The sequence below is a fragment of the Lentzea rhizosphaerae genome (assembly GCF_042649515.1).
GTDB classification, from domain to species: Bacteria; Actinomycetota; Actinomycetes; order Mycobacteriales; family Pseudonocardiaceae; genus Lentzea; species Lentzea aerocolonigenes.
This window is the reverse complement of record NZ_JBHRZI010000010.1, coordinates 184,549-209,529: the sequence shown is the minus strand read 5'-3', so window position 1 is coordinate 209,529 and position 24,981 is coordinate 184,549. Positions and strand designations below refer to the sequence as shown.

General features: G+C 71.5%; 15 protein-coding genes. 9 read left to right on the top strand and 6 right to left on the bottom strand.

Annotated features, from left to right (window positions below; translation table 11 throughout):
• Window positions 1-7 precede the first annotated feature (7 nt).
• A complete protein-coding gene (locus ACFOWZ_RS07105) occupies window positions 8-859 on the bottom strand; it encodes a GAF and ANTAR domain-containing protein (protein ID WP_382370379.1) in 852 nt (283 codons plus the stop codon).
• Between the two features lie 569 nt (window positions 860-1,428).
• Window positions 1,429-2,283: a tetratricopeptide repeat protein gene (locus ACFOWZ_RS07100; RefSeq protein WP_382370377.1), complete on the bottom strand. Its 855-nt coding sequence runs from the start codon at window positions 2,281-2,283 to the stop codon at window positions 1,429-1,431.
• Window positions 2,284-2,999: 716 nt separating this feature from the next.
• On the opposite strand from ACFOWZ_RS07100, the gene ACFOWZ_RS07095 reads away from it, so the two are divergent.
• A complete protein-coding gene (locus tag ACFOWZ_RS07095; RefSeq protein WP_382370375.1) occupies window positions 3,000-3,380 on the top strand; it encodes a helix-turn-helix domain-containing protein in 381 nt (126 codons plus the stop codon).
• A gap of 240 nt (window positions 3,381-3,620) precedes the next feature.
• Window positions 3,621-4,403 carry an ANTAR domain-containing protein gene (locus ACFOWZ_RS07090; protein WP_382370373.1) on the top strand — a complete coding sequence of 261 codons (783 nt, stop codon included), beginning with the start codon at window positions 3,621-3,623 and terminating at the stop codon, window positions 4,401-4,403.
• A gap of 189 nt (window positions 4,404-4,592) precedes the next feature.
• Here the strand turns inward: ACFOWZ_RS07090 and ACFOWZ_RS07085 are convergent, their stop codons facing one another.
• Window positions 4,593-4,760, bottom strand: coding sequence for a hypothetical protein (locus tag ACFOWZ_RS07085; RefSeq protein WP_382370371.1), 168 nt, complete (start codon window positions 4,758-4,760; stop codon window positions 4,593-4,595).
• Window positions 4,761-4,804: 44 nt separating this feature from the next.
• Between ACFOWZ_RS07085 and ACFOWZ_RS07080 the strand changes: the two genes are divergently transcribed.
• The 7 genes from ACFOWZ_RS07080 (at window position 4,805) to ACFOWZ_RS07050 (ending at window position 20,412) form a co-directional block, all read left to right on the top strand.
• On the top strand, window positions 4,805-5,959 hold the full coding sequence (locus tag ACFOWZ_RS07080; RefSeq protein WP_382370369.1) for a class I SAM-dependent methyltransferase: 1,155 nt from the start codon (window positions 4,805-4,807) through the stop codon (window positions 5,957-5,959).
• 82 nt (window positions 5,960-6,041) lie between these two features.
• Entirely contained in the window at window positions 6,042-14,258 is an 8,217-nt protein-coding gene (locus ACFOWZ_RS07075; protein WP_382370367.1) for an SDR family NAD(P)-dependent oxidoreductase, read from the top strand.
• Entirely contained in the window at window positions 14,258-14,911 is a 654-nt protein-coding gene (locus ACFOWZ_RS07070; RefSeq protein WP_382370365.1) for a hypothetical protein, read from the top strand. Before ACFOWZ_RS07075 ends, ACFOWZ_RS07070 begins: the two co-directional genes overlap by 1 nt.
• 8 nt (window positions 14,912-14,919) lie before the next feature.
• Entirely contained in the window at window positions 14,920-16,410 is a 1,491-nt protein-coding gene (locus tag ACFOWZ_RS07065; RefSeq protein WP_382370363.1) for an ABC transporter substrate-binding protein, read from the top strand.
• A complete protein-coding gene (locus ACFOWZ_RS07060) occupies window positions 16,395-17,321 on the top strand; it encodes an ABC transporter permease (RefSeq protein ID WP_382370361.1) in 927 nt (308 codons plus the stop codon). The genes ACFOWZ_RS07065 and ACFOWZ_RS07060 overlap by 16 nt, the downstream gene beginning before the upstream one ends.
• Window positions 17,318-19,411: an ABC transporter ATP-binding protein/permease gene (locus tag ACFOWZ_RS07055; protein WP_382370359.1), complete on the top strand. Its 2,094-nt coding sequence runs from the start codon at window positions 17,318-17,320 to the stop codon at window positions 19,409-19,411. The genes ACFOWZ_RS07060 and ACFOWZ_RS07055 overlap by 4 nt, the downstream gene beginning before the upstream one ends.
• Window positions 19,408-20,412 (top strand): ketoacyl-ACP synthase III family protein, encoded by a 1,005-nt coding sequence (locus tag ACFOWZ_RS07050; protein ID WP_382370357.1) that lies wholly within the window; start codon window positions 19,408-19,410, stop codon window positions 20,410-20,412. Before ACFOWZ_RS07055 ends, ACFOWZ_RS07050 begins: the two co-directional genes overlap by 4 nt.
• A gap of 124 nt (window positions 20,413-20,536) precedes the next feature.
• Here ACFOWZ_RS07050 and ACFOWZ_RS07045 read toward each other — a convergent pair whose 3' ends face one another.
• From ACFOWZ_RS07045 to ACFOWZ_RS07035, 3 genes are read right to left on the bottom strand one after another with little or no spacing between them, the layout of a single operon-like run.
• Window positions 20,537-21,484, bottom strand: a complete 948-nt coding sequence (locus ACFOWZ_RS07045) for an NAD(P)/FAD-dependent oxidoreductase (protein WP_382370355.1) — start codon at window positions 21,482-21,484, stop codon at window positions 20,537-20,539.
• Complete coding sequence (locus ACFOWZ_RS07040) at window positions 21,481-23,214, bottom strand: ABC transporter ATP-binding protein (RefSeq protein ID WP_382370353.1); 1,734 nt, start codon at window positions 23,212-23,214, stop codon at window positions 21,481-21,483. Before ACFOWZ_RS07040 ends, ACFOWZ_RS07045 begins: the two co-directional genes overlap by 4 nt.
• A complete protein-coding gene (locus ACFOWZ_RS07035; RefSeq protein WP_382370351.1) occupies window positions 23,211-24,896 on the bottom strand; it encodes an ABC transporter ATP-binding protein in 1,686 nt (561 codons plus the stop codon). The genes ACFOWZ_RS07040 and ACFOWZ_RS07035 overlap by 4 nt, the downstream gene beginning before the upstream one ends.
• Between the last annotated feature and the right edge of the window lie 85 nt (window positions 24,897-24,981).

Genomic DNA, 24,981 nt, shown 5'->3' with positions numbered 1-24,981 from the left:
GCCGGAGTCATCGAAGACGGCGCACGGTGTCGGACAGGTCGGCGGTGCCGTCGACGATCGCCTGGGCGGTGTCGATCAGGTGCACGTCGTGCAGGTCGGAGTGCGTGTTCATGACGCTCTGCGCTGCGTCGACGGGTAGGCCGTGGCGTTCGGCGAGAACCCCTTTGGCCTGGTCGACAACGGCGTGGTCGACCAGCGTGGTGCGAATTTGTTCCGCGAGCGAATCGCGCTGACGCAGCACCCCGTCACAGGTGATGGCGAAGGCTGCGAAGTCGGCCACCCCCTCGGCGAGTTGAACTTCGCCGGCAGAAGGCTCGTGTGCGGAGACGCTGAACAAGGCCAAGGCACCCAGCGGCGTGCCGGCGAAAGAAAGTGGCAGGGTGTGGACGGCCTGGAAACCCGCAGTCCGTGCCCGTGTGGTGAACAGCGGCCAGCGGCTCGTTGCCGCCAGGTCGGCAACGGTCACGGGTTGCCCGGTGTTGCAGGTGTCGTGACTCGGCCCTTCGTGCAGCTGGCACAGCTCCCGCGCTGTGGCCGCATCCTGGCCTGCCGCAGCCACGTCCTGGCCGGTGAGAACGATCGCCGCCGCGTCGACGTCCAGCAGTCCCGCACAATGCCGCGTCAGCGTGTGCAGGTAGTGGGCGAGATCGATACCACCCGGCAGCGCGATCAGCGCGTCGATCGTGGGCGCTGCTCGCGCCAATGCGAGTCGTGCGCCGGTCTGGTGGATCGTGCTGATGGTGTCGTCGAGCCTGGTGATGACGGCCTGTACCCGATCTTCGGCGAGCCGTCGGTGGCGGTGGAGCAGGCCGAGCACGGTGTGCAGGTCAAGGCCTGCGGCGTACAGCTCGTGCACCACGTGGCTGAGGACCTCATCGATCCGGCGCTCGGAGGGTGCGCCGTGCGGGTGGGGTTCAGGTTGGTTCAGCGGGACGGGCCCGGCCGGTCGAGATACCGGGACAGGCACTTGCTGGGGCATGGTGGTGGATCCCTTGGCCTCGGCTTCCGAGGCGCGGGTGAGGCCGCCAGGGTCCAGGGCAGCGTCCGGGCACCGCGCAACGTGGGTGATGGACGACTACGATGCTGCTCCTTGCGGGCTGCGCGGACAACCTGCCGGTCGGGCGATGCCGGGAAGGCCCGGTCATTCCGTCGGGTGGCGCCCGCCGCGGAGACAGCGGCGATCGCGGCCACATCGGCCGCACCGCTGACCACGTCGACTGTCGCATCGGCCAGCTCCGCTGCGGTGCAGGACCGCCTAAGAGTGAAGAACTACAAGGCCGACACCGCGAACCCAGGTCGTCGGTCGCGATGAGGTCCCCCCTTGATGTGGTGTCCGACAGGGGGCTTCACGCCTGGTTTGGAGCAGGCGTCGAGCCGATGGGCGCGGCTACGCTGCCCAGCTGGATCCGCTTCGTCTTTGTTCGACCTTTACGGTTCGGCGACGAGTTCGAACTCGGTGTCCAGCAGCCGTCGTGCGTCGAGATCGCCCCACGAGGCGGCTTTTTCCAGTACGTCGGCGGCTTCGTCCTCGTCGCCGTGATCGAGCAGGAACGCGCCGAGGTGGTAGCCGGCCGCAGGCTCGCCCAGTTCTGCGGCGAGCCGGTACTCGCGTTCGGCGGCCACGAGGTCGTTGCGGTGGCGGTGCAGGAACTCGGCGTAGTCGATGTGCGCCTGCTGGGCGTCCAGGTCGATGGCCGTGCGCAGCAACTGCTCGGCTTCATCCAGGCGCCCGAGTTCGGCGTAGACCTCGGCGAGTGCGCAGTAGGTCGTCGGCCTGGCCGTGTCGAGGTGCTGCTCGGCGACGGCGAGCGCGCTGACGACGTCGCGCCGGTCGTGCAGATGCGTACGGGCCAGATTGGCCGGGGCCAGCGTGTCGCCCAGCTCCACGGCACGTTCGAACATCTCCACCGCCTCGTCGAAGCGGCTCTGCTCGGCCAGGAACAACGCGAAGTTGTTCATCGCCTTGCTGTCACCCGCGGCGACGGCCACCAGGTACGCGCTCTCCGCGTCCTCGGTCAGGCCGAGGTCGGCCAGCACGTCGGCCAGCACATCAGCGAGATCGTCACGTCCAGCCGCGACCAGAGGAGCGAGCAGCTCCTGCGCCTCGATCAGCCGGCCCTGGTCGAGATACCCGCGGGCCAGCAACCGGGCGGCAGCGGGTTCCCCTGCCGCGACAGCCTGTTCGAGCACTTCGATCGCCCGCTCGTGCGGCGCCTGGTCGGTGCTGTTGTCGAGCAACTCAGAGCCATGACGGCTCAACGGGCCTAAGTCAGGCTCACTCATCTGGTCACCCTCAATCTGTGCGAAGGCTAGCCCACGTGCGATGGTCCGCGCCCCGCAGGGACGCTGAACGGCCAGGTCAGCACGCCTGTGTCTCTTGATCGAGAAAATCTGTACTGGCTGAAGTAGACATTCGTCCCTGTCGGTGTGTAGTGTTCTCTCTGTCGAGAGATAGAGAACGTCACATCGGCACGGGAGATGACGAACTACCCGTGAGCTGGTGCAAGACGGCCGACCGCGCCGGAACCGGTCAGCAGTTGGGGGTTCCGGTGGGTGGCCAAGGACGGCCGGCAACGCAGTACCGGAAGCACGAACGCAGTACGCGCCATCCGGAGCCGGCAGTCGCGTGAGATGGCAAGTGCAAGTCGCAGTACCCAGCAAGTGCAAGACGGCCAGGCGTTACCGGCGGTGCAAGAGAGCCGGTGTCGGCGGTCGAGCTGGAAGCAGGAAACAGTCAGTACAGAGGAGAAGGGAAGGGTTGCACGCCATCGGATCGCCCGCCTCCGGCTGAAGTTCGCCGGGCGGGTACCGCAGTTCCATCGAGATTGGCAGGTGGTCTTCGGTTAAGCACAAGCAACGATCCCCGCAGGTCTCGTCTCCAGAGCGGGTCACGCGGATGAAGAAGACCGGCTTCACAGCCGGTTGATGGAAGTGAAACCCACAACCCTTGGGGCCCCGGTGCTACTACGCATCGGGGCCCCTCGTGATGCGGAGGCGCGATGACCCCTGAAACACCCCAGTCAGAACCCACCCAGCCGCACACCGCGGCCGAGAACCTCGACGACGACCACTACCCGGCCTACACGATGGGCCGCGCCGCGGAGATGCTCGGCACCACCGCGGCCTTTCTGCGCAGCCTCGACGAGCAGAAGCTGATCGAGCCCCAGCGCTCCGCCGGCGGGCATCGCCGCTACTCCCGCGTCCAGCTGCGCCTGGCCGCCCGAGTCCGCGCACTGGTCGACGAGGGCATCGGCCTGGACGCCGCCTGCCGCATCGTCACCCTGGAAGACCAGCTCGACGAAGCCAGGAATCTCAACACCCAGGCATCGCAGCCCTCGCACAATCCCGACGAGCCGTACCCACCTCTGCGAGGTGTGTGACCGGGCAGGCAAGGCCGCTACAACTGGAGCGGCCGGACGCTGGCCACGAAGATGAGGGGCAGAGCTGGTGCGGCGCTGCGAGCGCTGTCGATCGCTCTGGCTCGCCCTTCCGGCGCGCCGTCGTGTCATTGGCGGTCCTGGTGCTGTGCGGCTTCGTGGATCAGCTGGTCGCACCGGGAGCTCTACGATTCGCCTGTCACATCGCCGCCTCATCAGTGAGGCCGACAGAAGGCAGCGGGCATGGAGCGATCCGAGGCGCGGAGTGCTGACGACGAGCAGGACAGACCCGACAACGGGCGTCCGGACCCGGTGGAGCGGCTCGACGAGGCCGCCGACGCACTGGAGGCCCTGCGTGAGGTCTTCACTCTCGCGGAGCCGCTCGACGAGGTGCTCAACCGGCTGGCCGACAGCGCCATGCGCGCCATCGCCGACGCAGACGGGGTCACCATCACCGTGGTGACCGAAGACGGTGTCTACACCGCGGCGGCGACCGAGGACCGCCTCATCGAGGCCGACCAGGTGCAGTACGGCGCCGATCGCGGTCCCTGCCTGCAGGCCGCGACCGAGCGGCAGGCCGTCCGCGCGGTGGTGGGCCAGCACCACGACGCCTGGCCGGAGTTCGAGGACACGGCCCGCCGACTGGACATCTCGGCCTACCTGTCCGTGCCGCTGCTGGTGACCAGCGCTGACGGTGACAAGCTGGTCGGGTCGTTGAACCTCTACAGCGTCACCGACACTGCCTTCGACCCGTTCGACGAGAGCTTGATGCGGTTGTTCACCACCGCTGTGTCTACCGCGATCACCAGTTCCCAGTTGTGGCAGAACACCCGCAACAGGTTGACGCAGCTGGAAACCGCGCTGCACTCCCGCGCCGAGATCGACCAGGCCAAGGGCATGTTGATGGCCGTGCACGGGTGCAGCGCCGACGAGGCATTCGCAATGCTGGTCGAGCGCTCACAGACCCAGAACATCAAGCTGCGCGAGATCGTGCGGAGCATGCTCGCCTCGGTGAGGAAAAGCTGAACTGGCTGTGGTGGGCGCGGTGCGAGCCGCCAGGGGGCGGTCCCGCACCGCGCTACCGGACCCGCGCGGCCGCTGGCTGCTCAACGACAACGCTCAGCCTGCCAGATCATTCGCGCGGTCCTGGCCGCGTCCAGCAGTGGTCGAGGACCTCGCGCTGGATGCTGCCGATGATGCGTTCGCAGTGGGCGTTCATCTGAGGCGTTTGCGGCGCGCGCTCTTGATCACGCGCAGGTCCTCGGCCTGGAACACGGCTTCGAACGTCTTGCCGTATTTGGCATCGCGGTCGCGTAGCAGGAAGCGCAGGGACTCCATCCGCGTTCCGAGGTCGGCGGCGAGATTTCTCGCCTTCATCGTCACCTTTGTTGTAACGATAATCATTGTCGATCTAGTATCGCCTCCTGATGACTTCGGGAGGCGTGGTGGAAGAACTGGCCCGGCGTGCCGCGGCGGCCGGTGAGGCAGCGGTGGCGGGGGCGGACCTCGCCTCGCTCGGCGATCTCGCCGACCTGCTCGATCAGGCGGCCTTGCTCGCGATCGCGTACACCCTGCGGCGGCACGGGCTGTTCGAGGCGCCCGGCGCGGTGCACGATCTCCGCGAGATCCGCGACGCGATGAAGGTCGCGCCCCGGCACGTGCGGATCGTGCGCCGGTGGCTCGACGCGCTCGAGCGCGAGGGCATGATCGAGCGGGACGGCGAGGGGTGGTACCGGAATCTGCGCCGGGTGGAGGCTGCGGAGGTCGAGGGTGCGCGTGGCCGCCTCGACTTGGTGGCGCGGGGGTTCGCGCACGGGCCGGGGCTGACGCGGTTCTTCCAGCAGGCGGTGTCCTACCTGCCGGAGTTGCTGCGGGACGAGATCTCGTTGCAGGCGTTGCTGTTCGCCGACGGTGACCTCGATGTGGCCGACGACGTGTACCGGCGCAACCTGGCGAGCAGGTACACCAACAGCGCCGCCGCGGCGGTGATGCGGGAGTTCGCCGAGCGGCGCGACGCAACGGTGCGCGTGCTGGAGATCGGGGCCGGTGTGGGCGGGACGACCGCGGAGGTGCTGCCGGAGTTGGTGGGGCTGGACGTCGACTACTTGTTCACGGACGTGACGAGGTTCTTCCTGGTGGCGGCCAAGGAGCGGTTCGCGTCGTGGCCGTGGGTGCGCTACGGCCTGTTCGACCTCAATCGCGGCGCCGTCGAGCAGGGATGCGCGCCGGGATCGGTGGATCTCGTGCTGGCGGCCAACGTGCTGCACAACGCGCGGCACGCAGGGCGGGTGTTGCGGGGGATCCGCGAACTGCTCTCGCCGGACGGGCGGCTGGTGTTCATCGAGACGTGCCGGGATCACTATCAGCTCATGACGTCGATGCAGTTCCTGATGTCGCCGCCGGCTGGTGACGCGGAGGCGGACTTCGCGGACTTCCGGGCGGGCACGGACCGGATCTTCCCGACGCGGCAGGAGTGGCTCGACGAGCTCGCCGCAGCCGGATTCCGGGATCTTCTGTGCGTGCCGGGCCCCGATCACCCGTTGAGCCGCATCGGGCAGCACGTGTTTTCCGCAGAACGCTAATTGACAACGATTGTCGTTTCCGTAAGGCTGAGGCAGCCGTCACCTGTCCGGGTGACGGCTGTCGTCGCCTGGGAGTGAGTTCGTGAGCGAGTCCATCGCTGTCGTCGGGTTCTCCTGTCGTTTTCCCGGAGCTGGTGACGCCGAGGAGTTCTGGCAGCTGCTCGTCGACGGCAGGGAATCGCTGACCCGCTTCACCGACGAGGAACTGGCCCAGCGCGGAGTGTCCGCCGGGCTGCGGCGCAACCCGGCCTACGTGCCGGTGGGTGGCCTGCTGTCCGACCAGGACCGGTTCGACCCGGCGCCGTTCGGCATCGGGCGCGCCGAGGCGGAGTTGCTGGATCCGCAGCAACGGGTGTTCCTGGAGTGCGCTTGGCACGCGCTCGAGCACGCCGGGCTGGGGTCGGGTGCCGGCGTGACGGGTGTGTTCGCGGGTGCCGCGCTCTCGGCCTACCTGATGACCAACCTCGGGCACCGCTTCGACCCGCTCGGCGGTGCGGACCCCGCGGGCAACCTCGGGCTGCACACCGGCAACGTGGCCGACTACCTGCCGCTGCGGACGGCGCACCGGCTCGGTCTCGAAGGGCCCGCGGTCGCGGTCGGCGCCACGTGCGCCACCTCGCTCGTCGCCGTGCACGTGGCGGCGCAGGCGCTGCTCGCGGGGGAGTGCGACACCGCGCTGGCGGGCGGGGTGTCGTTGCGGGTGCCGCAGGGGCTGGGCCACCTGCACGTGCCGGACGGGCCGTTCTCCGCCGACGGCCACACCCGGCCCTACTCGGCGCAGGCCAGGGGCACGGTCTTCACCCAGGGCGCCGGTGTCGTAGTGCTGCGCAGGCTTTCCGACGCGCTGGCCGACGGCGACCACGTGCACGCCGTGGTTCTCGGATCCGCCGTGGGCAACGACGGCGCGGACCGGGCGGGCTTCACCGCCCCGTCACCGGTGGGGCAGGCGCGCACGATCGCCGAGGCGCTGGCGGTCGGTGACGTCGACCCTCGCTCCGTGTCCTATGTGGAGGGACATGGGACGGGGACGATTTTGGGGGATCCCATCGAGGTGCGGGCGTTGCGCCGGGTCTTCGGCGACGCCGAGCGCCCGTGGTGCGGTCTCGGTTCGGTCAAGGGCAACATCGGGCACGCGGACTCGGCGGCGGGCATCGCCGGGTTCCTCAAGGTGGTCCAGGCGTTGCGGCACCGCACGCTGCCGGCGTCGCTGCACGGGCATCCGGTGAACCCCGCGCTGGAACTGGAGGGCTCGGCGTTCCGGCTCGTCGGCAGCACCGAACCGTGGGAAGGCGTCCCGGTGCGGCGCGCGGGAGTCAGCTCGTTCGGCATCGGTGGCGCCAACTGTCACGTCGTGCTCGAGGAGGCTCCGGTGGCGCCGGAGCCGGACCGCGACGAACGCGCTCAGGTGCTCGTGGTCTCCGCGGCGACCGCACAGGCCTGCCGTGCCACCGCTCGATCACTCGCGGACGCCGTGACATCGGCGCCCGCCGCCGACGTCGCGCACACGCTGGCCGGCCGGCGGCAGCTGGCCGTCAGGTCCGCGGTGGCGGTCGCGCCCGGCCAGGACGCCGCCGTGGCACTGCGCCGGGCCGTGGTCGTGGAGGCGGCGGGCACCCCGCCGCGCGTGGTGTTCGCCTTCCCCGGTGGCGGTGCCCAGTACGCCGGGATGGCCGCCGGTCTCTACCGCGACGAACCGGTCTTCACGTCCACAGTGGACGAGATGGCGGCGTTCCTGCTGCCGTTGTCCGGCGCGGACGTGCGTGAGGTGCTGCTCGATCCGGCAGCCGCCGCACGGAACCCGCGTCTCGGTCTGCCCGCGTTGTTCACCGCGTCGCTCGCCACCGCGCGTCTGCTGGAGTCCTGGGGTGTGCGGCCGGACGCGGTGCTGGGGCACAGCGTCGGTGAGTACGCGGCCGCCGTGGTCGCGGGTGTGCTGTCGTGGCAGGACGCGGCGCGGCTGGTGGCCGAGCGGTCGCGGCTGATGGGGGAGTTGCCGCAGGGCGCCATGCTGTCGGTGCCGCTGGGCGAGGCGGACGTGCGGGACCTGCTGACCGCGCATCCCGCACTCGACCTCGCCGCGATCAACGCCTCCGACTCGTGTGCCGTGTCCGGTCCCAGTGATGCCATCGACGTCCTGCGCGACGCGCTCACCGCGCGCGGGGTCGAGTCACATGTCGTCGGTGTCGACGTCGCCGCCCATTCCCGGCTGGTCGAGCCCGCGATGCCCGCGTTGCGAGCGGTCGCCGCACGACTGACCTCCGCGCCCGCGGTGACCCCGCTGATCACCACGCTGACCGGCGCCGTGGTCGAGAACGTGGATCCCGAGCACTGGGTGCGGCACCTGCGTGGCACGGTTCGTTTCGCTGACGCGCTGGACACCGCTCTGGGTGAGAGCGACGCGGTCCTGGTGCAGGTCGGTCCCGGCGGCATGATCGCCTCGCTCGCCGCGCGCAGCGAGTCCGTCCGCGCGGCGGTGACCACGTTCCCGCGTGCCGGTGAGGACGCCGATGGTCGTGCGGCGCTGCTCGACGCGGCCGGAACCCTGTGGGCACACGGTGTCGCGGTGGACCTGGCCGCCACGCACCGCGGCCGCAGGGCGCGGGTTCCGTTGCCGGGCTACGCCTTCCAGCGCGAACGGTTCTGGGTCGAGCCCCAGCGCGCCCGCACCGGTTCGGTGGTCGGCCCGGTCGTGGCCGAGCCTGATGCGGCGGAACCGCTGCAGGTCCCGTCGTGGCGCAGGCTCGCACCGCTGGCGCCCGTCACCGCGGACCGGCGGTGGGCCGTCGTGGGGGACGGGCCGTGGGCGGAAGCGTTGCGTGCCGTCCTGCCTGCTGTCGAGGGCGACCCGGACGCGGTGATCGCGGTCCACTCCGGCGGGTCGCTGCACGACGCCGTGCTGGCGTGCGGCCGGCTCGACGGCACACCGTTGGTGCAGCTCACGGTCCGTGGCGAACGAGTGATCGGTGACGAGGTCGTGGACCCGGTCGCCGCCGGTGTGCGGGGGCTGCCCAGGGTGCTCGCCCAGGAGGTGCCCGGTCTGCGCTGGCGCACCGTCGACCTGCCGCACGACGAGCCCGACGCCGCGACCGTCGCCGCCGTGCTGGCCGAGACCGCGGATCTGCTCGCCAGTCCCGGCCCAGGATCGTGGGAACTCGCGCTGCGCGCGGGACAACGGTGGATCCGGCAATGGGAGCCGTGGCAGCCGGCTGACACCGCCGGACTGCCCGTGGACCCGGTCGTCGTCGTCACCGGTGGCTCCGGCAACGTGGCTCGCGCGCTGGCCGATGCGTTGCGTGCCCGCGGACCGGCGGAGGTCGTGCTCGCCTCCCGCAGCACCAGTCCGTCGGTCGACGTCACCGATGCCGGCCAGGTGCGCGCACTGCTCGCGAACGTGGCCGAGCAGCACGGCAGGATCGACCTCGTCGTACACGCCCCGGTCGTGATCGAGCTGGCCGCACTGTCCGAAATGGATGAAGAGGTCGTGGCGCGTGCCCTGGCGCCCAAGGTGACCGGTGCGCTCAACCTGCGTGCGGCGGTGGAGGCTCTGCCACCGCACGCGCGACCCCGCGCGGTCGTGCTGATGTCCTCGGTGGCGGGCACGATCGGCGGCTTCGGACTCGGTGCCTACGTGGCGGCGAGCCGGTTCCTCGACGGGCTCGCCGCCGGCACGACCGGGTGGGTCTCCGTCGACTGGGACCGCTGGCGGTTCGGCACCGCCCAGGAACGTGAAGCCGCTGCCGAGATCACCATGCGGCACGCGCTCGACGCGCAGGACGCGGTGCGTGCCCTGCTCCGGGTGGCGGGCCTCGCCCTGGCGGGGACCGTGCCGCACCAGGTGGCCGTCTCACCGGCGGAGCTCAACACCCGCTCGCTGGCCATCGCGCAGCGGCAGACCCGTGTCGAGTCCGGTGGTGCGGCACCGGCCACCGCCGAGGAGCGACTGGTCGCCGGGGTGCTCGGCGAGGCGCTGGGCCGTCCGGTGACGAGCCGCGACGACGACTTCTTCGCGCTGGGCGGCCACTCCCTGCTCGCCACCCGCGTGCTCGCCCGGCTGCGTGACGACCACGGCGTCGAGCTGCGGTTGCGCGACCTGCTGGCTCGGCCGACCGTCGCGGGACTCGCGGAGCTCATCACGACGAGCGAGCCGGTCACCCCGAAGGCCGTCGAGGTCGTCGCGGCCGGTCCAGCGGAACCGTTCCCGCTCACACGGGTGCAGCACGCCTACTGGGTCGGCCGGTCCGCCGCGTTCGCGCTCGGCGAGGTCGGATGCCACTTCTACCTGGAACACGACTGCTCGGAACTGGACCACGAGCGTTACCAGAACGCGTGGAACCGGCTGATCGAACGCCACGAGATGTTGCGATGCGTGGTCGGCGCGGACGGCCACAACGTCGTGCTGACCGAGGTGCCCCGCTACCGCGTGCCGGTGCACGAACTGTCCGATGTGGACGAGCTGGAGGTGTTGCGGGCCCGGTTGTCGCACCGCGTTGCCGATCCCGGCCGCTGGCCGCTGATCGAGGCCCACGTCGTGCGGATGCCCGGCGGCCGGCACCGGGTGCTCGTGTCGGTGGACGTGCTCGTGTGCGACTCCGCGAGCTACCTCATCCTCGACCGCGAACTGCGCGTGCTGTACGAGAACCCGCAGGCCGAACTGCCGCCGATCGGCACGACCTTCGCCGAGTGCGCGCGGGCGATCGACCGCCGTCGGGGTGACGCCGAGCACCGGCGGGCGGCCGAGTACTGGCGCAGTCGCGTCGACACGCTCCCGGTGGCGCCGCCGCTACCGGTGCGCGACAGCGAAGGCGCACCCCGGTTCGCCCGGCGCAGCGCCACTCTGGCCGCGCCACTGTGGGACCGGGTGCGCGAGCAGGCCGCGCAGGCCGGTGTGACGCCGACCGCCGTGCTGCTCACCGCCTACGCCGACGTGCTGGCCGCGTGGTCGAGCACGGACCACTTCTGTCTCACGCTCACCGTGTTCGACCGGCCGGACGTGCATCCCGACGTGGACAAGGTGGTCGGAGAGTTCTCGTCACTGCTGTTGTTCGAGGCGGATCACCGCGGGCTCGCGACGTTCGCCCAGCGGGCGAAAGCCGCGCAGCACCGGCTGTTCGACGACCTGGACCACCGGTCGTTCTCCGGTCTCGAGGTGCTCGCCGAGCAGGCTCGCCGCACCGGCAGGCAGCAGAACGTGCCGGTCGTGTTCACCGGAATGCTGGGCCTGGACCGGCTCGGTGGTGAGCCGCACGACCACGAGTGGCTCGGGCCGGTCGAGTTCGGTGTGAGCCAGACCCCGCAGGTGTGGCTCGACCACCAGGTCTACGAGCACCGGGGCGCACTCGTGCTGCAGTGGGACGTGGCCGAGACGTCCCTGTCCGCCGCTGACGCCGACGCCGCCTTCACGGGCTACGTCAGGTGGCTGACCGCGCTGGCCGAGTCCGGTGACGCCTGGACCGCCGATGGCGAAGGGCCGGTGCTGGAAGGGCAGGTCGCGTCGTTCTCGTTCGACGACGACGGCATGGCCGACGTTCCGGCCGCGCCCGGCCAGAAGCCCGAGGGAGACGACGTGCTCCAGGTGCTCACCGGCATCTGGGCGGAACTGCTCGACCTCGAACGTGACGCGATTCCCGCGGACGTCTCGTTCCTCGGGCTCGGTGGTGACTCACTGCTCGTCGTCCGGATGGCCTCGGTCATCCGGCAACGGCTCGACGTGGTGCTCGCGCTGACCGAGATCCGGGCCGAGCTGACGTTGTCCGATGTGGCGGAGGTGGTGCGTGCGCGAGGCGAGGGCGGCACTACCCGCAGGACGCTCGACGTGTCGGTGCGCAGGCGGTTCGAACAGGGCGAGCCCTTCGGCCTGCTTCCGTTGCAGCAGGCCTACTTCGTCGGCCAGCAGGGGGAATGGGAGCTGTCCTACTCCTCCGCGCACGTGTGCACCGACGTCCCGCTGTCCGATGTGGACGCCCAGAACGCTCCGGCGGCGCTGGCCGACGCGCTGAACCGGGTGATCGCGCACCAGCCGATGCTGCGGATGCGGATCACGCCGGACGGCACTCAGCGCATCCTCGCCGCCGGCGATCCTCGGACCGAGGTCGTGCCCGTGGTGTACGACCTGCGCGACGAGGACGAGGACGGCGTCGCCGCCGGGCTCGGGCGCGTCCGGGCCGAGATGAGCGAGCGCGGACCCGATCCCGCCACGGGGCCTCCGCTGGACATGCGGCTCACCCTGCTGCCGGGCGGGCGGGCGCGGCTGCACACGGCGTTCAGCCTCCTCGCCGTCGACGGGTGGTCGGGCGGCCTGTTCGATCGGGAGCTGCTGACCTACGTGGCGGACCCGAACGCCGTGCTGCCCCCGCTGCTGATCGACTTCGGCGACTACGTCACCGCGCTGCACGAGGTGCGCGGGACCCAGCAGTGGCAGGCCGATCACGAGTGGTGGTCGGGACGCCTGCCGCAGCTTCCCCAGGCACCCGCGCTGCCGATGATCGCCGACCCAGACGGGCTGGACGTGACCGCGATGGCCACCAGGGAGACGCGGCTGGCGGCCGCGGACTGGGTGGCGTTGCGAGAACGCTGTGCCGCGAACGAGGTCACCCCGACCGCGGCCGTGCTGACGGCCTACGCCATCGCGCTCTCCCGGCTCGCAGGAGGCAGGCGGTTCCTGCTGAACAGCCTGCAGGCCAACCGGTTGCCGCTGCACCCGGACGTGGACCGGATGATCGGTGCGTTCTCCTCGACCGCGCTGCTGTCGATCGATCTCCCGGCCGGCGGACGGTTCGCCGACCTGGCCGCCGCCGTGCGCGACGAGATCACCGAGTCGCTGGCGCACAACCTGGTCGGCGGCGTCGAGGTGTCACGTGAACTGGCGCGGCTGCGCGGCACGCGGCGGCCGGTCGCACCGGTGGTGTTCCAGAGCACCATCGGCATGGACGCGGCACTGGGCGGCGATCGGCCGCTGACCGCCGGGCCGCTCGGCAGCATCGACATCTCCGGCTACGTGCAGCACATCCGCACGCCGCAGGTGTTCCTGGAGCTGCGGGTGTTCGAGCTGCGCGGTGAGCTGGTGCTGAACTTCGCCGTGGTCGAGGAGCTCTTCGGCGCCGACCTGGTCGACCGGCTGTTCGGCGAAGTGGTGGGCACGGTCCGGGAACTCGCCGCCGGACTGGGCTGGGACGAGGTCGTCGACCTGCCCGACGGCGCCGAAGTGGTGCAGGAGCGGGCCACCGAGCACGGCATGGTCGAGCCCGGCGCGCCCCGTGACGAGCTGGAGCGGCGGATCGCGGCGCTGTGGGCCGAGATGCTCGGTGTGTCCGAAGTGGACAGAGCTGACGACTTCTTCGCGCTGGGAGGCGATTCGCTGCTCGCCGTGCGGATGCTCGGCAGGCTCGCCCGCGAGCACGGCGGCAGCGCGCCACCCCGTGCTTTCCTCGCCGCACCCACGCCCGCCGGGCTCGCCGCCGCGATGCGTGCGGACGAGCCGGTTCCGGTGGACGACATCGCGGTGCCGTTGCGCGACGGTGAGGGGCCGCCGTTGTTCCTGCTGCACCCGTCGGGTGGCGACGTGCTGTGCTACGCCGACCTCGTCCGGCGTCTCAGCGCCGCGAACCCGGTGATCGCGCTGGCCGATCCGGGGTTGTCAGGGCGCGGCGGACCCGAGTCGATCGCCGACATGGTCGAGCAGTATCTCGCGGTGGTGCGCGCTCATCAGCCGCACGGGCCGTACCTGTTGGGCGGTTGGTCGATGGGTGGCACCGTCGCGCACGAGCTGGCGTGTGCGCTGCGCGGCCGCGGCGAGCAGGTGGCTCTGCTGGTGATGATCGACTCCAACAGCCCCGAGCGGATCGTCGCGATCGAAGGGCTGGACCGGCAGCGCACCGACGACGAGGTCCGGTTGCGGTACCTGCGGTCGCTGGAGGCGTACCTCGGCCTCGACTGCGCCGCCGACGCAGGCGGGCTGGAGCAGGCGCTGGGCGAACGCGGGATCAGCGTGCCACCCGCGCGCTACGAGGTGTTCGGGCGGCACCTGCGCGGCCTGGCCGCCCACCACGCGAGCCGGTTGGCCGCCGGGACGCCGGTGTTGTTGCTGCGGGCCGGACGCACGTCACCGCGCAACGCCCGCATCGGCATGGGCGTGGACGACTCGTTCGACGAGCACGACCTCGGCTGGAGCGACCACGTGACAGGCGAGTTCCGCGTGGTCGAGGTCGACGCCCACCACTACTCGATCCTCGGTGACCCGGCCGTGCAACACGTCGCCGGCGAGATCTCCTCGGCGCTGTCCCGAATCGCGCAGGAGTGCTGATGCTGCCCAACTGGCTCTACACCCAGAACGTGCTGCCGGTCGAGCTGGCCGCGCAGGCGGCCGACCCGGCCGCCGACCGCGCCGAGGTGCTCGCCGGGCTGACCGCGAGCCCGCTCGCCGACCTCGGCCGCCGAGGCTGGGAACAGGCCGGGCGTGGACTGGCCGCGCTCGGCACGGCGTCACCCGGCATCGGCGCGGAGTTCGCCGAGCAGCTCGCGCAGCGCTACCGCGGTGACGCGCCCCGGCCGTACCTGGTGCGGGCCGCTCTCCTCGTTTCCGTCGCGGTCGGTGTGGCCACCGATCTCGTCCGCCGTGCGGCAGCGTGCCAGAGCCGGGAAGTAGGTGAGGCGGCCACCGCGGTGCTCACCGCCCAGGCCGCGTTGCTGCGGGTGCTGAGCATGCTCGACGTGTTCGCGGCGACCGGCCGAGAGCCCGACGCGACCGTGTCGGCAGGTTTCCACACCGTGGTCCGCGGGGCCGCGCAGACGTTGGTCCGCGCCACGGAACTGCTGCCCCGTGAGGGCATTTCCGCCGATCTCGCCGAACACGTCCGCCGGGTGTCGTCGGACGACGTGATCGGTGATCCCGAGTGGTCCACCAAGGTCGCTCAGTCGCTTGTGGGGAACTGGTCTTCTTTCGAAGGGTGCGTGTGATGTTCGGAATGTCCCGCAGGACAGCCGTCGGTGCTGTTCTCCTCCTGGCGCTCGGTGGCTGCGCCGCCGGGGGAGCGGCGCCTCCCGGTGGTGATGCCGGGGCACCGGTGGACGGTGGAACTCTCCGCTACGGCGCTGTCGCCGCGGGCGGTGGCGCCGCCGTGACGGATCCGCACGGCAGTCTGTTCAACGAGTCGGACTGGGTGCGCCTGGGCGCCCTGTACGACGTGCTGACGGTGCCAGGCGACAACGGAACGGTGCAGCCGCGGCTCGCTCGTTCGTGGTCGTCGTCGGACAACGCGACGCGATGGCGGTTCGAGCTGCGCCCGGACGCGGTGTTCAGCGACGGCAAGCCGGTGCGTGCCGCGGACGTGCTGTACTCGTTGCGCCGCATCGGGGCCAAGGCCGCGCAGAACGGTGGCAGGCTCGGCACCGTCGACATCGGTCAGTCCACTGCGGACGGTGACCTCGCGGTGGTGCTGCGGACGACGCAGCCCGACGCGGACCTGCCCAGGACGCTGGCGGGTGTGACGTTCGTGGTGCCCGACGGCGCCGAGAAGTTCGACCAGCCGGTCGGCTCCGGTCCGTTCACCTTGTCCACAATGGATGGACAGACCGCCGTGCTGGTGCGCAACGACAAGTGGTGGGGCCACCGGCCACACCTGGACAAGCTGGAGATCCGCGGCTTCGCCGACCCGCAGGCGCTGGCCGCCGCGGTGACCTCCGGTGAGGTGGACGTGGCCGCGAACGTGAGCCCGGCCGCGGCCAGGACCGCCGAGCGCACCGGTGGCCTCGTGGTGTCGCGGCGTCCTGGTGCGACCACCTATCCGATGCTGATGCGCCTGGACAAGGCGCCGTTCGACCGGCCGGAGGTGCGCCGCGCCGTGAAGCTCGCGGTCGACCGGAACGCGCTCGTGGGTGGCGTCCTGCTCGGTTACGGCACCGTCGGTGGTGACGTGCCCGGCGGCACCGACGTGCCGGCGCCCGCGCGTGATCTGGCGGAGGCACGCCGCGTGCTCTCCTCGGTGGGCGGCGTCGTGCTGAACACCACGACCGCGTATCCGGGGATGGTGAGCGCGGCGACGCTGCTCGCCACGCAGCTCGGTGAGGCGGGGCTGAAGGTCGAGGTGCGCCAGCACCCGCCGGAGACGTACTGGTCGCAGGTCTACACGGTCGAGCCGCTGGCGATGGGCTACTACACCGACGTCCCGTTCCCGGTGTGGGTGCGCCAGACCGCGCTGAGCACGTCGGCGTTCAACGAGACCGGCTGGAAGAAGCCGGACTTCGACACCGAGTTCGCCGCGGCGATGGCCGTGGTGGACCAGGGACAGCGCGAGGCCGCGCTGAAGAAGCTGCGCGAGCGGATGGCCGCCGACGGTGGCTGGCTCGTGTGGGGCTTCGGCGACGGGCTCGACGTGTCCTCGCCCGCGGTGCAGGGCCTTCCCGTGAGCACCGGCTTCGCCCGGATCTTCCTGGACGGTGTGTGGCTGCGGCGCTGACGGTCGCGCGTGCCGCGCTGACCTTGTTGCTGGTGTGCCTGCTGGTCTTCCTCATCACCACGGCGCTGCCCGGTGACGCGGCCGTGATCGCCGCCGGGCAGCACGCGACACCCGAGCGGATCGCGGAGCTGCGCGTGGCACTCGGGCTCGACCAGCCGGTCTGGACCCGGTTCGCCGGGTGGCTGTCCGGTGCCGTGCGCGGTGACCTCGGTCTGTCTCTTGTGGATGGACGTCCGGTCGCTCCGCTGCTGTGGTCGCGCTTCACCGCGACGCTGTTCATCGCGGTGCCGGTCTGGGTGCTGGCTCTGGCCCTCGGCACCCCGCTCGCGTTGCTGCTCGGCTGGCGTGCCGACCGGGCGGGTTCGGCGCTGCTCGCCGCGATCGCCGGACTGCCGGAGGTGGTGCTGGCCGGTGGGCTGGTCGTGGTCTTCGCGACCTGGCTCGGCTGGCTGCCCGCGGTGTCGCTGGTGCCCGCGGGTGGCACCGCGGCGGACCGGCCGGAGGTGCTCGTCCTGCCCGTGCTCGCACTCGCGCTGCCCGCGATCGCGTGGACCGCGCGCCTGCTGCGTGGACCGGTCACCGACGTGGTGGGCAGGCGGTTCGTCACCGATGCGCTCCTGCGGGGCGTACCGGTGCCGGTGGTGGCCGCGCGGCACGTGGTGCCACACCTCGCGCCGCCGCTGGCGCAGGCGGCGGCCGTGCTGGCCGGTGGGGTCCTCACCGCGACGACCGTGGTGGAGGCGGTGTTCGCCTATCCCGGCATGGGACAGCTGCTGGCCACTGCCGTCGGCACGCGCGACGCACCGGTGTTGCAGGGGCTCGCGGCACTCGTGGCGGCCGTGGTGCTGGTGGCGGTGCTGGCGGCCGATGCGGTGAGTGCGGTGCTGGCACGGAGGGTGGGTGCGCGGTGAGGGCGTGGTTGCCCGCGTTCGGCTTGCTCGCGGTGACGGTGACCGTCCTTTGTGGTGGGTGGTTCGCCCCGCACGACGTCACCGAGGTCGTCGGCGTGCCGTGGTCGGACGAGGTGCCGCCGGGCACCGACGTACTCGGCCGCGACGTGCTGTCCCGCCTGCTCGCCGGAGGTGCGGGGCTGCTGGCGACCGCTCTGCCCGCCGGGCTCGCCGCGAGCCTGCTCGGCACCGTCGCGGGACTGACCGCGGCGTGGACTCCGTGGGTCGAACGCCTGGTGCTGCGGACGAGTGCCGGCATGTTGGCCGTGCCGGGTCTGCTCGTGGTGCTCACCTGCGCGGTGGCATTGCCTTCCTGGGCCGCGGTGCTGGCGGGCATGGTGTTGCTCGGCACACCGCTTTCCGCGCGAGTGGTGCACGCGGCCGCGACACCGTTGCGCCGTGCGGGTTTCGTGCTGGCCGCTGTCGTGCGAGGAGAACGTCCGCGCGCGGTACTGGCGCGCGAGCTGTTGCCTGTAGTGGGTGCGACGGTGTTGTCTGACGCCGGTCTGCGTGTGGTGGCCGCGATGCAGCTGACGGTCGCCGTGCACGCGCTCGGCCTCGGGCCACAGCCTCCGGCGCCGGACTGGGCCGTCATGATCCGGGAGAACCTGCCCGGCGTCGCGTTGAACCCGTGGTCGGTGCTCGCTCCCGCCGCGGCGATCGCCGCGCTGACCACCGTGCTCCTGCTCGGGCTCGACCTGCTCGGCCACCGCATCGTCCCGATGCCTGTGCCACGCGGGTACGCGCCGCCACCGGCCGGTCCGACGCGCCGGTCCGCCGGCGTGGTCGAACTGCGCGAAGTGACAGTGGAGTCGCTGTTCGCGGGGCTCGACCTGACCGTCGCGCAGGGGGAGATCGTCGGCATCGTCGGCCCGACCGGTACGGGAAAGACGACCCTGCTGCGCTTGCTGCTCGGCGACGTCCGGCCGGGTGTGCGGATGACCGCGGGACAGCTGCTGTGGCACGGAGAACCCGTGGCGCTCGGCAGCCGGGCGGCGCGCCGGTGGCGGCGCCGCCACGTCGGTCTGGTGCCGCAGGATCCGGCGACGACACTGGATCCGTTGCGCCGCATCGGTTCGGTGGCTCCGGCCGACGTGCTCGCCAGGCTGGGGCTGCCGGCCGACGTCGCCCGCCGCCGTCCACACGCCCTGTCGGGAGGGCAGGCGCAACGGGTGGTGCTCGCCAGGGCGCTGGCCGCCGATCCCGAGCTCCTGCTGCTCGACGAACCGACCAGCGGGCTGGACGCCCAGACCCGGCACCTGGTGACCGAGGAGCTCACGAGCAGGCGCCCCAGCACCGTGATCGTCACCCACGACCTGCGCTGGGCGGTGTCGGTGTGCGATCGCGTGGTCGAGCTGCGGCACGGCGTGCTGGTCCCCGCTGGGCAGACGCCCACGAGGCCGCGGCCCGCTGTCGTCGAGTTGGGCGAGCCCGTGCTGAGGCTGGACGACGTCGCCGTGGAGCGGCGCGGCCGGGAGCTCGTGCACGGCGTCGGTCTGGAGCTGGCGCGAGGTGAGTTCCTCGCGCTGGTCGGTCCTTCCGGGGCCGGCAAGAGCACATTGCTGCACGGCGTGGCGGGGCTGCACCCGGTGACCGGGCGCGTCGACGTGCGCGGCTCCGTGGCGCTGCTGGGCCAGGACCCCGTGGCAGAGCTGAATCCCGCGCACTCGCTGGGATCCTCGGTCGCGCGGCCGCTGCGTCTCGCCGGTGTGCGACGTCGTGCGGCGCGGGACCGGGTGGTCGAGCTGCTGGCGGAAGTGGGGCTGGGGCCGGAGTTCGCCGTTCGCCGTCCGGGTGAGTGTTCGGGTGGGCAGCGGCAACGTGCCGCGCTCGCGAGAGCGCTGGCGGGCGATCCGGACGTGCTGCTCGCGGACGAGGCCACCTCGGCGCTGGACGCGGCGACCGCGGACGCGGTCCTGGAGGTGCTGGACCGCCGCCGGGCAGCCGGTCTCGCGGTGCTCTTCGTGACCCACGACGACGACGTGGCGGCGAGAGCGAATCGGGTTTTCGTGTTGGTGGGCGGCCGGTGTGTGGAAAGGGTGTCGACGTGAGGTTCGACGACGTGTGGGTCACCGGAACCGGTGGCGTGCTCGGGGAGCTGCTGCCCGTGCGGCAGGCCGTGGCCGACGGCAGGTACGCCGCAGCAGATGCGGCGGAGGCCGGCATGACCTCGGTGTCGGTGTCGGCGGTGTCCCCGCCGGAGATGGCGGTGCGCGCCGGGCGGCTCGCCCTCGGCACCGCCACGCCGGGACTGCACCTGCACGGCGCGGCAGGCTTCCAGGGCATCGACCTGTGGTCGGCGTCGTGCTGGATCGCGCACCAGCTGCTGCACGGACCGTTGCCAGGACTGTCCATGCAGGTCAACGCCCTGTGCAACAGCGGACTCGCGGCGCTGGAGGTCGCCGCGACGGTGCTCACCGCCCGACAGGACCTCCACGAGGCACTGGTCACGGTGGCCGACTGGTTCCCCGAGTCCGCGGTCGACCGGTGGAACCTCGACTCGGGCGTGCTGCTGGGTGACGGCGGGGCCGCCGCGGTGCTCGGACGTGGTGGTGGAGCGCTGAAGCTGCTGTCGTGCGTCTCCTGGGCCGATCCGTCCCTGGAGGGTCTGCAACGGGGCGAGGAACCGTTCCACGCCGCCTCGCCGGCCGCGCTGAAACCATTGGTGCTGCGCCGGTCGGCTCGCGAGTTCTACGCGGTGAGCGGACGGTCGCCCGCCTCGGTGGTCGCCGCCCACGTCACCGGCGTGCGAACCGTGGTGGCACAGGCACTCGCGGAGGCGGACACGACGATCGCCGAGGCGCGCTGGGCGGTGCCGCCGTTCGTGGGCCGCACCTCGTTCCGCTTCGGCTACGCCGATCCGCTGGGGCTCGATCCGGCGTGCACACTGCTCGATCTGGGACTGAGCACCGGACACATGGGCGGCGCCGACCACCTCTACGCGCTGGACCACCTGCGGCGTGCGGATCTGCTCGCACCGGGGGACAAGGTCGTGCTCATAGGCGTCGGCGGCGGGTTCACCTTCTCCTGCGCGGTCCTGCAGGCCACGTGACGAACGGCGTGGGCGCTCCCTCGGCGTGTCGCCGGCGCTTGTTTGGCGCGAAAAGCACGTTCGGGCCGATAGATGGCCCGGACGTGCTTTTCGCGCCAAACGCGAGATCGGCGAGACAGGGGTGTCAGCCGGGGATCGGCACGTTAACGGACGAGCGGAACAGGTCCTGCTCCAGCCAGATCGCGGCCTTCGCGCCGTCGGCCGCCGCGGTGATCACGAACGGTGTCGGGCCGACCAGGTCGGGCAGCCGCGCGGTGTCACCCGCGGCGTAGACGCCCGCGACCGTGGTCTGCTGCATGGCGTTGACCCGCACGCAACCGTCCGGCAGCAGCTCGCAGCCCAGCCCGGCGGCCAGGTCGGACCGCTGCCGCGACACCGGCCGGTGGTAGATCGCCCCGCGCTCCAGTGGCGCACCCGATCCGAAGTGGACGGTCAGCGACTCCTGCTCGCCGCCGATGCGGGTCACCGGCTCCTCGCGGACGTCGATGCCCTTCTCCTTCAACGCGGCACGCAGCTCGTCGGACACCTCCAGCGGCCCACCGGCGCAGAGCACGACGTCGTCGCTGAACCGGTCCGCCACGTACAGCGCCAGCATCGCGTGCGAGAAGTCGCCGCCGAGCACTGCGAGCGGCTTGCCCGCGGTTTCGAAGCCGTGGCAGAACGGGCAGTGGTAGACACCCTTGCCGAACCGCTCCGCCACGCCGTCGACCTCCGGCAACACGTCGGCCTGGCCGCTCGCCAGCAGCAGCCGCCGGGCGTGTTCGGACGGCCCGCTCGCCAGGTCGACGGTGAAGTCGCCGGCTGCTCCGGTCGCCGTCACGACGAGGTCCTCGCGGATCTCGACGGTCGGGTAGTGCGTCAGCTCCTCGCGGCCCAGCCGCCGCAGCTCGGCGGGCGGGAAGCCGTCGCGGGAGAGGAACATGTGCATTTCCTGCGCCGGCTCGTTGCGGTAGGTGCCGCTGTCGACGAGCAGTACTTTCCTGCGCTGCCGGCCGAGGGTGAGTGCGGCGCCCAGACCCGCGGGCCCACCGCCGACGATGATCACGTCGAACACGTTCGTCCTCTCGTTCACTTCTGTCCCGTGGCGATGCGCCAGCCCTGTGCGTTCTCCCGCTGGGCGACGAAGCCGGCGTACCGGCCACCGCGCGCCAGCAACTCCTCGTGCGTGCCGGTGTCCACGACCCGGCCGCCGTCGAGCACCACGATCTGGTCCGCGTTGACCACAGTGGACAGACGATGGGCGATCACGAGCAAGGTCCGTCCTCGCGCGAGCGTCGCCAGCGCGGTCGTCACGGCCGCCTCGTTCTCCGCGTCCAACGCGGCCGTCGCCTCGTCCAGCAGCACGATCGGGGCGTCCTTGAGCAGTGCCCTGGCGATCGCCACGCGCTGCCGCTCACCACCGGACAGCCTGGTGCCGCCTTCACCGACACGGGTCTGCCAGCCGTCCGGCAGGCGGCGGACGATCTCGGTGACCCCGGCCAGCCGTGCCGCCTCGTGCACCTGGTCCTCGGTGGCGTCCGGCCTGCCGACGCGGATGTTGTCCTCGAGCGTCGTGTCGAACAGGTAGGTGTCCTGGAAGACCGGCGCGATGAGGCCGAGCAGGTCGGCCGTGCGCAACGAGCGGACGTCCGCCCCCGCCACCCGCACCGCTCCGGCGCCGACGTCGAAGAACCGCGCCACCAGGCGGACCACCGTGCTCTTGCCCGCGCCGGAAACGCCGACGAGCGCCGTGGTGGTGCCGGGTGCGACGGTGAAGGTCACGTCGTCGAGCACCGGGCGGTCGTCGTAGCCGAAGCGGACCCGGTCGAACTCGATCGCGGGCGGCCCGGTCGGCGCGGACCGTTCGGGCTCCGGCAGCGCCCGATCAGCGAACACCGCCTCCACCCGGTCGAGCGAGCCAGAGGCCATGCGCAGTGCCGCACCCAGTTCCGCGGCGCTCAGCAGTGGTTCGGTGAACCGGACCGCGAGCACCAGCGCCACCACGATCGCGGGTACGTCGACGGTCGCGCCGGCCGCGAGCGTCGCGCCGAGCACCAGCAGCGCGGTGAACGCGGTCTGCACCGCCAGGACGAAGCCTGCGAGTCCCGGCAGCGCGGTGCGCAGCATCCGCCGCGCGGCGTCCCGCGAGGAGACCAGCGCGTCGTCGAGGAGAGCGAACCCGTGTGCGGAACGGCCGAACGCGCGCAGCACCGGCTGGTTGCGGGCGAACTCGACGACCTGGCCGCCTGCCTCGGCGGCGGCCGCGTCGGCGGCCTGGTCGGTGCGCTGCACCAGCTTGCCGGTCCAGCGATGGGCCGCGATCACGACGGGCGCGGCGACGAGAGCGCCGACCGCCATGCGCCAGTCGGTGAACAGCAGCACGGCGACGACGGCCGCGGGCGTGACCACCGCGTGCGCGAGCGGATCGAGCAGGTGCCCTGGAACACCCATGACGCTCATGACGTTCTGCGTGGCGACCCGGCCCAGCGAACCGACCCGCGTGGTGGTGAACCAGCCGAGCGGCAGCGTGACGACATGGTCGCCGAGCCGCTCGTGCAGCACGCCGCCGAGCGCGTAGCCCGCCCGCCTACCCGCCACGACGCCTCGGTTGTGCAGCAGGGCGTACGCGGCAACGGCGACCGCGAGCACCGCGAGCCAGGGCCACACCCGCCGCGGCTCGCCCGAGACGAGCGCGCGCAGCACCGGGAGCAGTACGCCGAACGCCGCTCCCTGCACGGCGGCGGCCGCACCCAGGCACCACACGGCACGGCGCAGCTGCGTCCCCTGCTCGCCACCGGTCAGCGACAGCAACCGGCGGATCACGCGTGCACCGCCCACAGCGCCGCGTACCTGCCGCCCGCCGCGACCAGCTCGTCGTGCCTGCCCTTTTCCACCACAACTCCCTCGTCCAGCACCACGATCTGGTCGGCATCGACCACAGTGGACAACCGGTGCGCGATCACCAGCACGGTCCGGCCCCGCGCCAGCTCGCTGATCGCGTCCTGGATCGCCGCCTCCGACTCCGCGTCCGCGAACGCGGTCGCCTCGTCGAGCACCAGCACCGGGGTGTCCGCGAGCAACGCCCGCGCGATCGACACCCGCTGCGCCTCACCGCCGGAGAGCCGCACGTCGTCGCCGAGAACCGTGAGATAGCCGTCGGACAGTTCGGTGATCCGGTCGTGGATGCGCGCGGCGCGTGCCACCCGCACGACCTCGTCGAGATCGGCGTCCGGCCGGGCCAGGCGGATGTTGTCCAGCACGGTGGTGCGCAGCAGCCGCACGTCCTGCAGCACGAAGCCGACCCAGCGGTACAGCTCGGCGCCCGGCAGGTTGCGCAGGTCGACGCCGTTGATCCGCACCGCCCCCGCCGTCACGTCGTGGAACCGCGCCACGAGCGCCGCCAGCGTCGACTTGCCTGATCCCGACGGCCCGACGAGCGCGGTGACGGTCCCGGGTTCGAGCACCACGTCGATGCCGTGCAGCACTTCGGTTTCGTCGTCGTAGCCGAACCGGACCGAGTCCAGCTCGACGCGGGCGGGACCGAACGGCAGCTCCGGCGCGTGCGCGGGTTCCGGCAGCGGTGGCGTCGCGAGCAGTTCCTCGATGCGGCCCAGCGCCGCCCGGCCGGCCCGCACGTCCTGGACGCTGTAGCTGATCGCCAGTGCGGGCGCGCTCAAACCGATGCCCAGCACCACGAACGGAATCAGGTCGACCGTCGTGAGCAGCCCGGTGCCGATGAGCGTCGTGCCCGCTGTCAGTACGACGAGCAGTGCGACCAGCGGTGCCTGGGCGAGCTGGCTGCGGGTGAGCGAGGGCGTCACCTGTTCGGCCCACCCGGTCACGAATGCGCCGTACTCGCGTGCGGCGTCACTGAACCGCTTGTGCGCCTTTCCGGTCTGCCCGAACGCCTTCACCACCGTGATCCCGTGCACGAACTCGACCACGGCGTTGTCCAGCCGTTGGGTCGCCTGGTGGTACTCGGCCATGCGCGCGGTCACGTCGCGCATGGCACGGGCGTGCAGCAGCAACCCGGCTCCCAGCGGAAGCAGCGTGATCAACGTCATCAGCGGGTCGATCGTGAACAGGTAGAGCGTCGCGACCACCGGCACGACGACCGCGGTGACGAGGTCGAGCAACGAATGCGCCACCAGGTGGTGCAACGCGCCGACGTCGTCGTGCACCGCACGCTTCACCGCGCCCGAACCGCGGCCGGAGAACCAGCCCAGCGGCAGCCGGCCGAGGTGGGCGGCGAGCCGGCGGCGCAGGTGCAGCTGCAGGTCGTTGTCCGCGAGGTGGGTGAGCGTCGTCGCGGCAGTGAGCAACGCCACCCGTACGGGCAGGGCGAGTGCCCCGAGCATCACGTGCTGCCACCACGGACCGCCGCTCAGCAGCACTCGGCCGACTTCGGCAACAGCGATGAACGGTGCGACACCGGCCACTGCGGCCAAGGCCTGGCAACAGATTCCGAGAAACAACCGGCCGCGCACCGGCCGCAGGAGGAACATGGGGCCACCCTAGTTGACAATAGTTATCAATGTCGACAAGGGTGAAGTGACGCCCGATCGGGTGAGCAGGTCGTTCACTGTCTGG

Bases quoted from the DNA above. Each gene is read 5' to 3' on its own strand.
- ACFOWZ_RS07100 (WP_382370377.1), bottom strand. From the start codon at position 2,283: ATGAGTGAGCCTGACTTAGGCCCGTTGAGCCGTCATGGCTCTGAGTTG.
- ACFOWZ_RS07095 (WP_382370375.1), top strand. From the start codon at position 3,000: ATGACCCCTGAAACACCCCAGTCAGAACCCACCCAGCCGCACACCGCG.
- ACFOWZ_RS07090 (WP_382370373.1), top strand. From the start codon at position 3,621: ATGGAGCGATCCGAGGCGCGGAGTGCTGACGACGAGCAGGACAGACCC.
- ACFOWZ_RS07080 (WP_382370369.1), top strand. From the start codon at position 4,805: ATGACTTCGGGAGGCGTGGTGGAAGAACTGGCCCGGCGTGCCGCGGCG.
- ACFOWZ_RS07070 (WP_382370365.1), top strand. From the start codon at position 14,258: ATGCTGCCCAACTGGCTCTACACCCAGAACGTGCTGCCGGTCGAGCTG.
- ACFOWZ_RS07065 (WP_382370363.1), top strand. From the start codon at position 14,920: ATGTCCCGCAGGACAGCCGTCGGTGCTGTTCTCCTCCTGGCGCTCGGT.
- ACFOWZ_RS07035 (WP_382370351.1), bottom strand. From the start codon at position 24,896: ATGTTCCTCCTGCGGCCGGTGCGCGGCCGGTTGTTTCTCGGAATCTGT.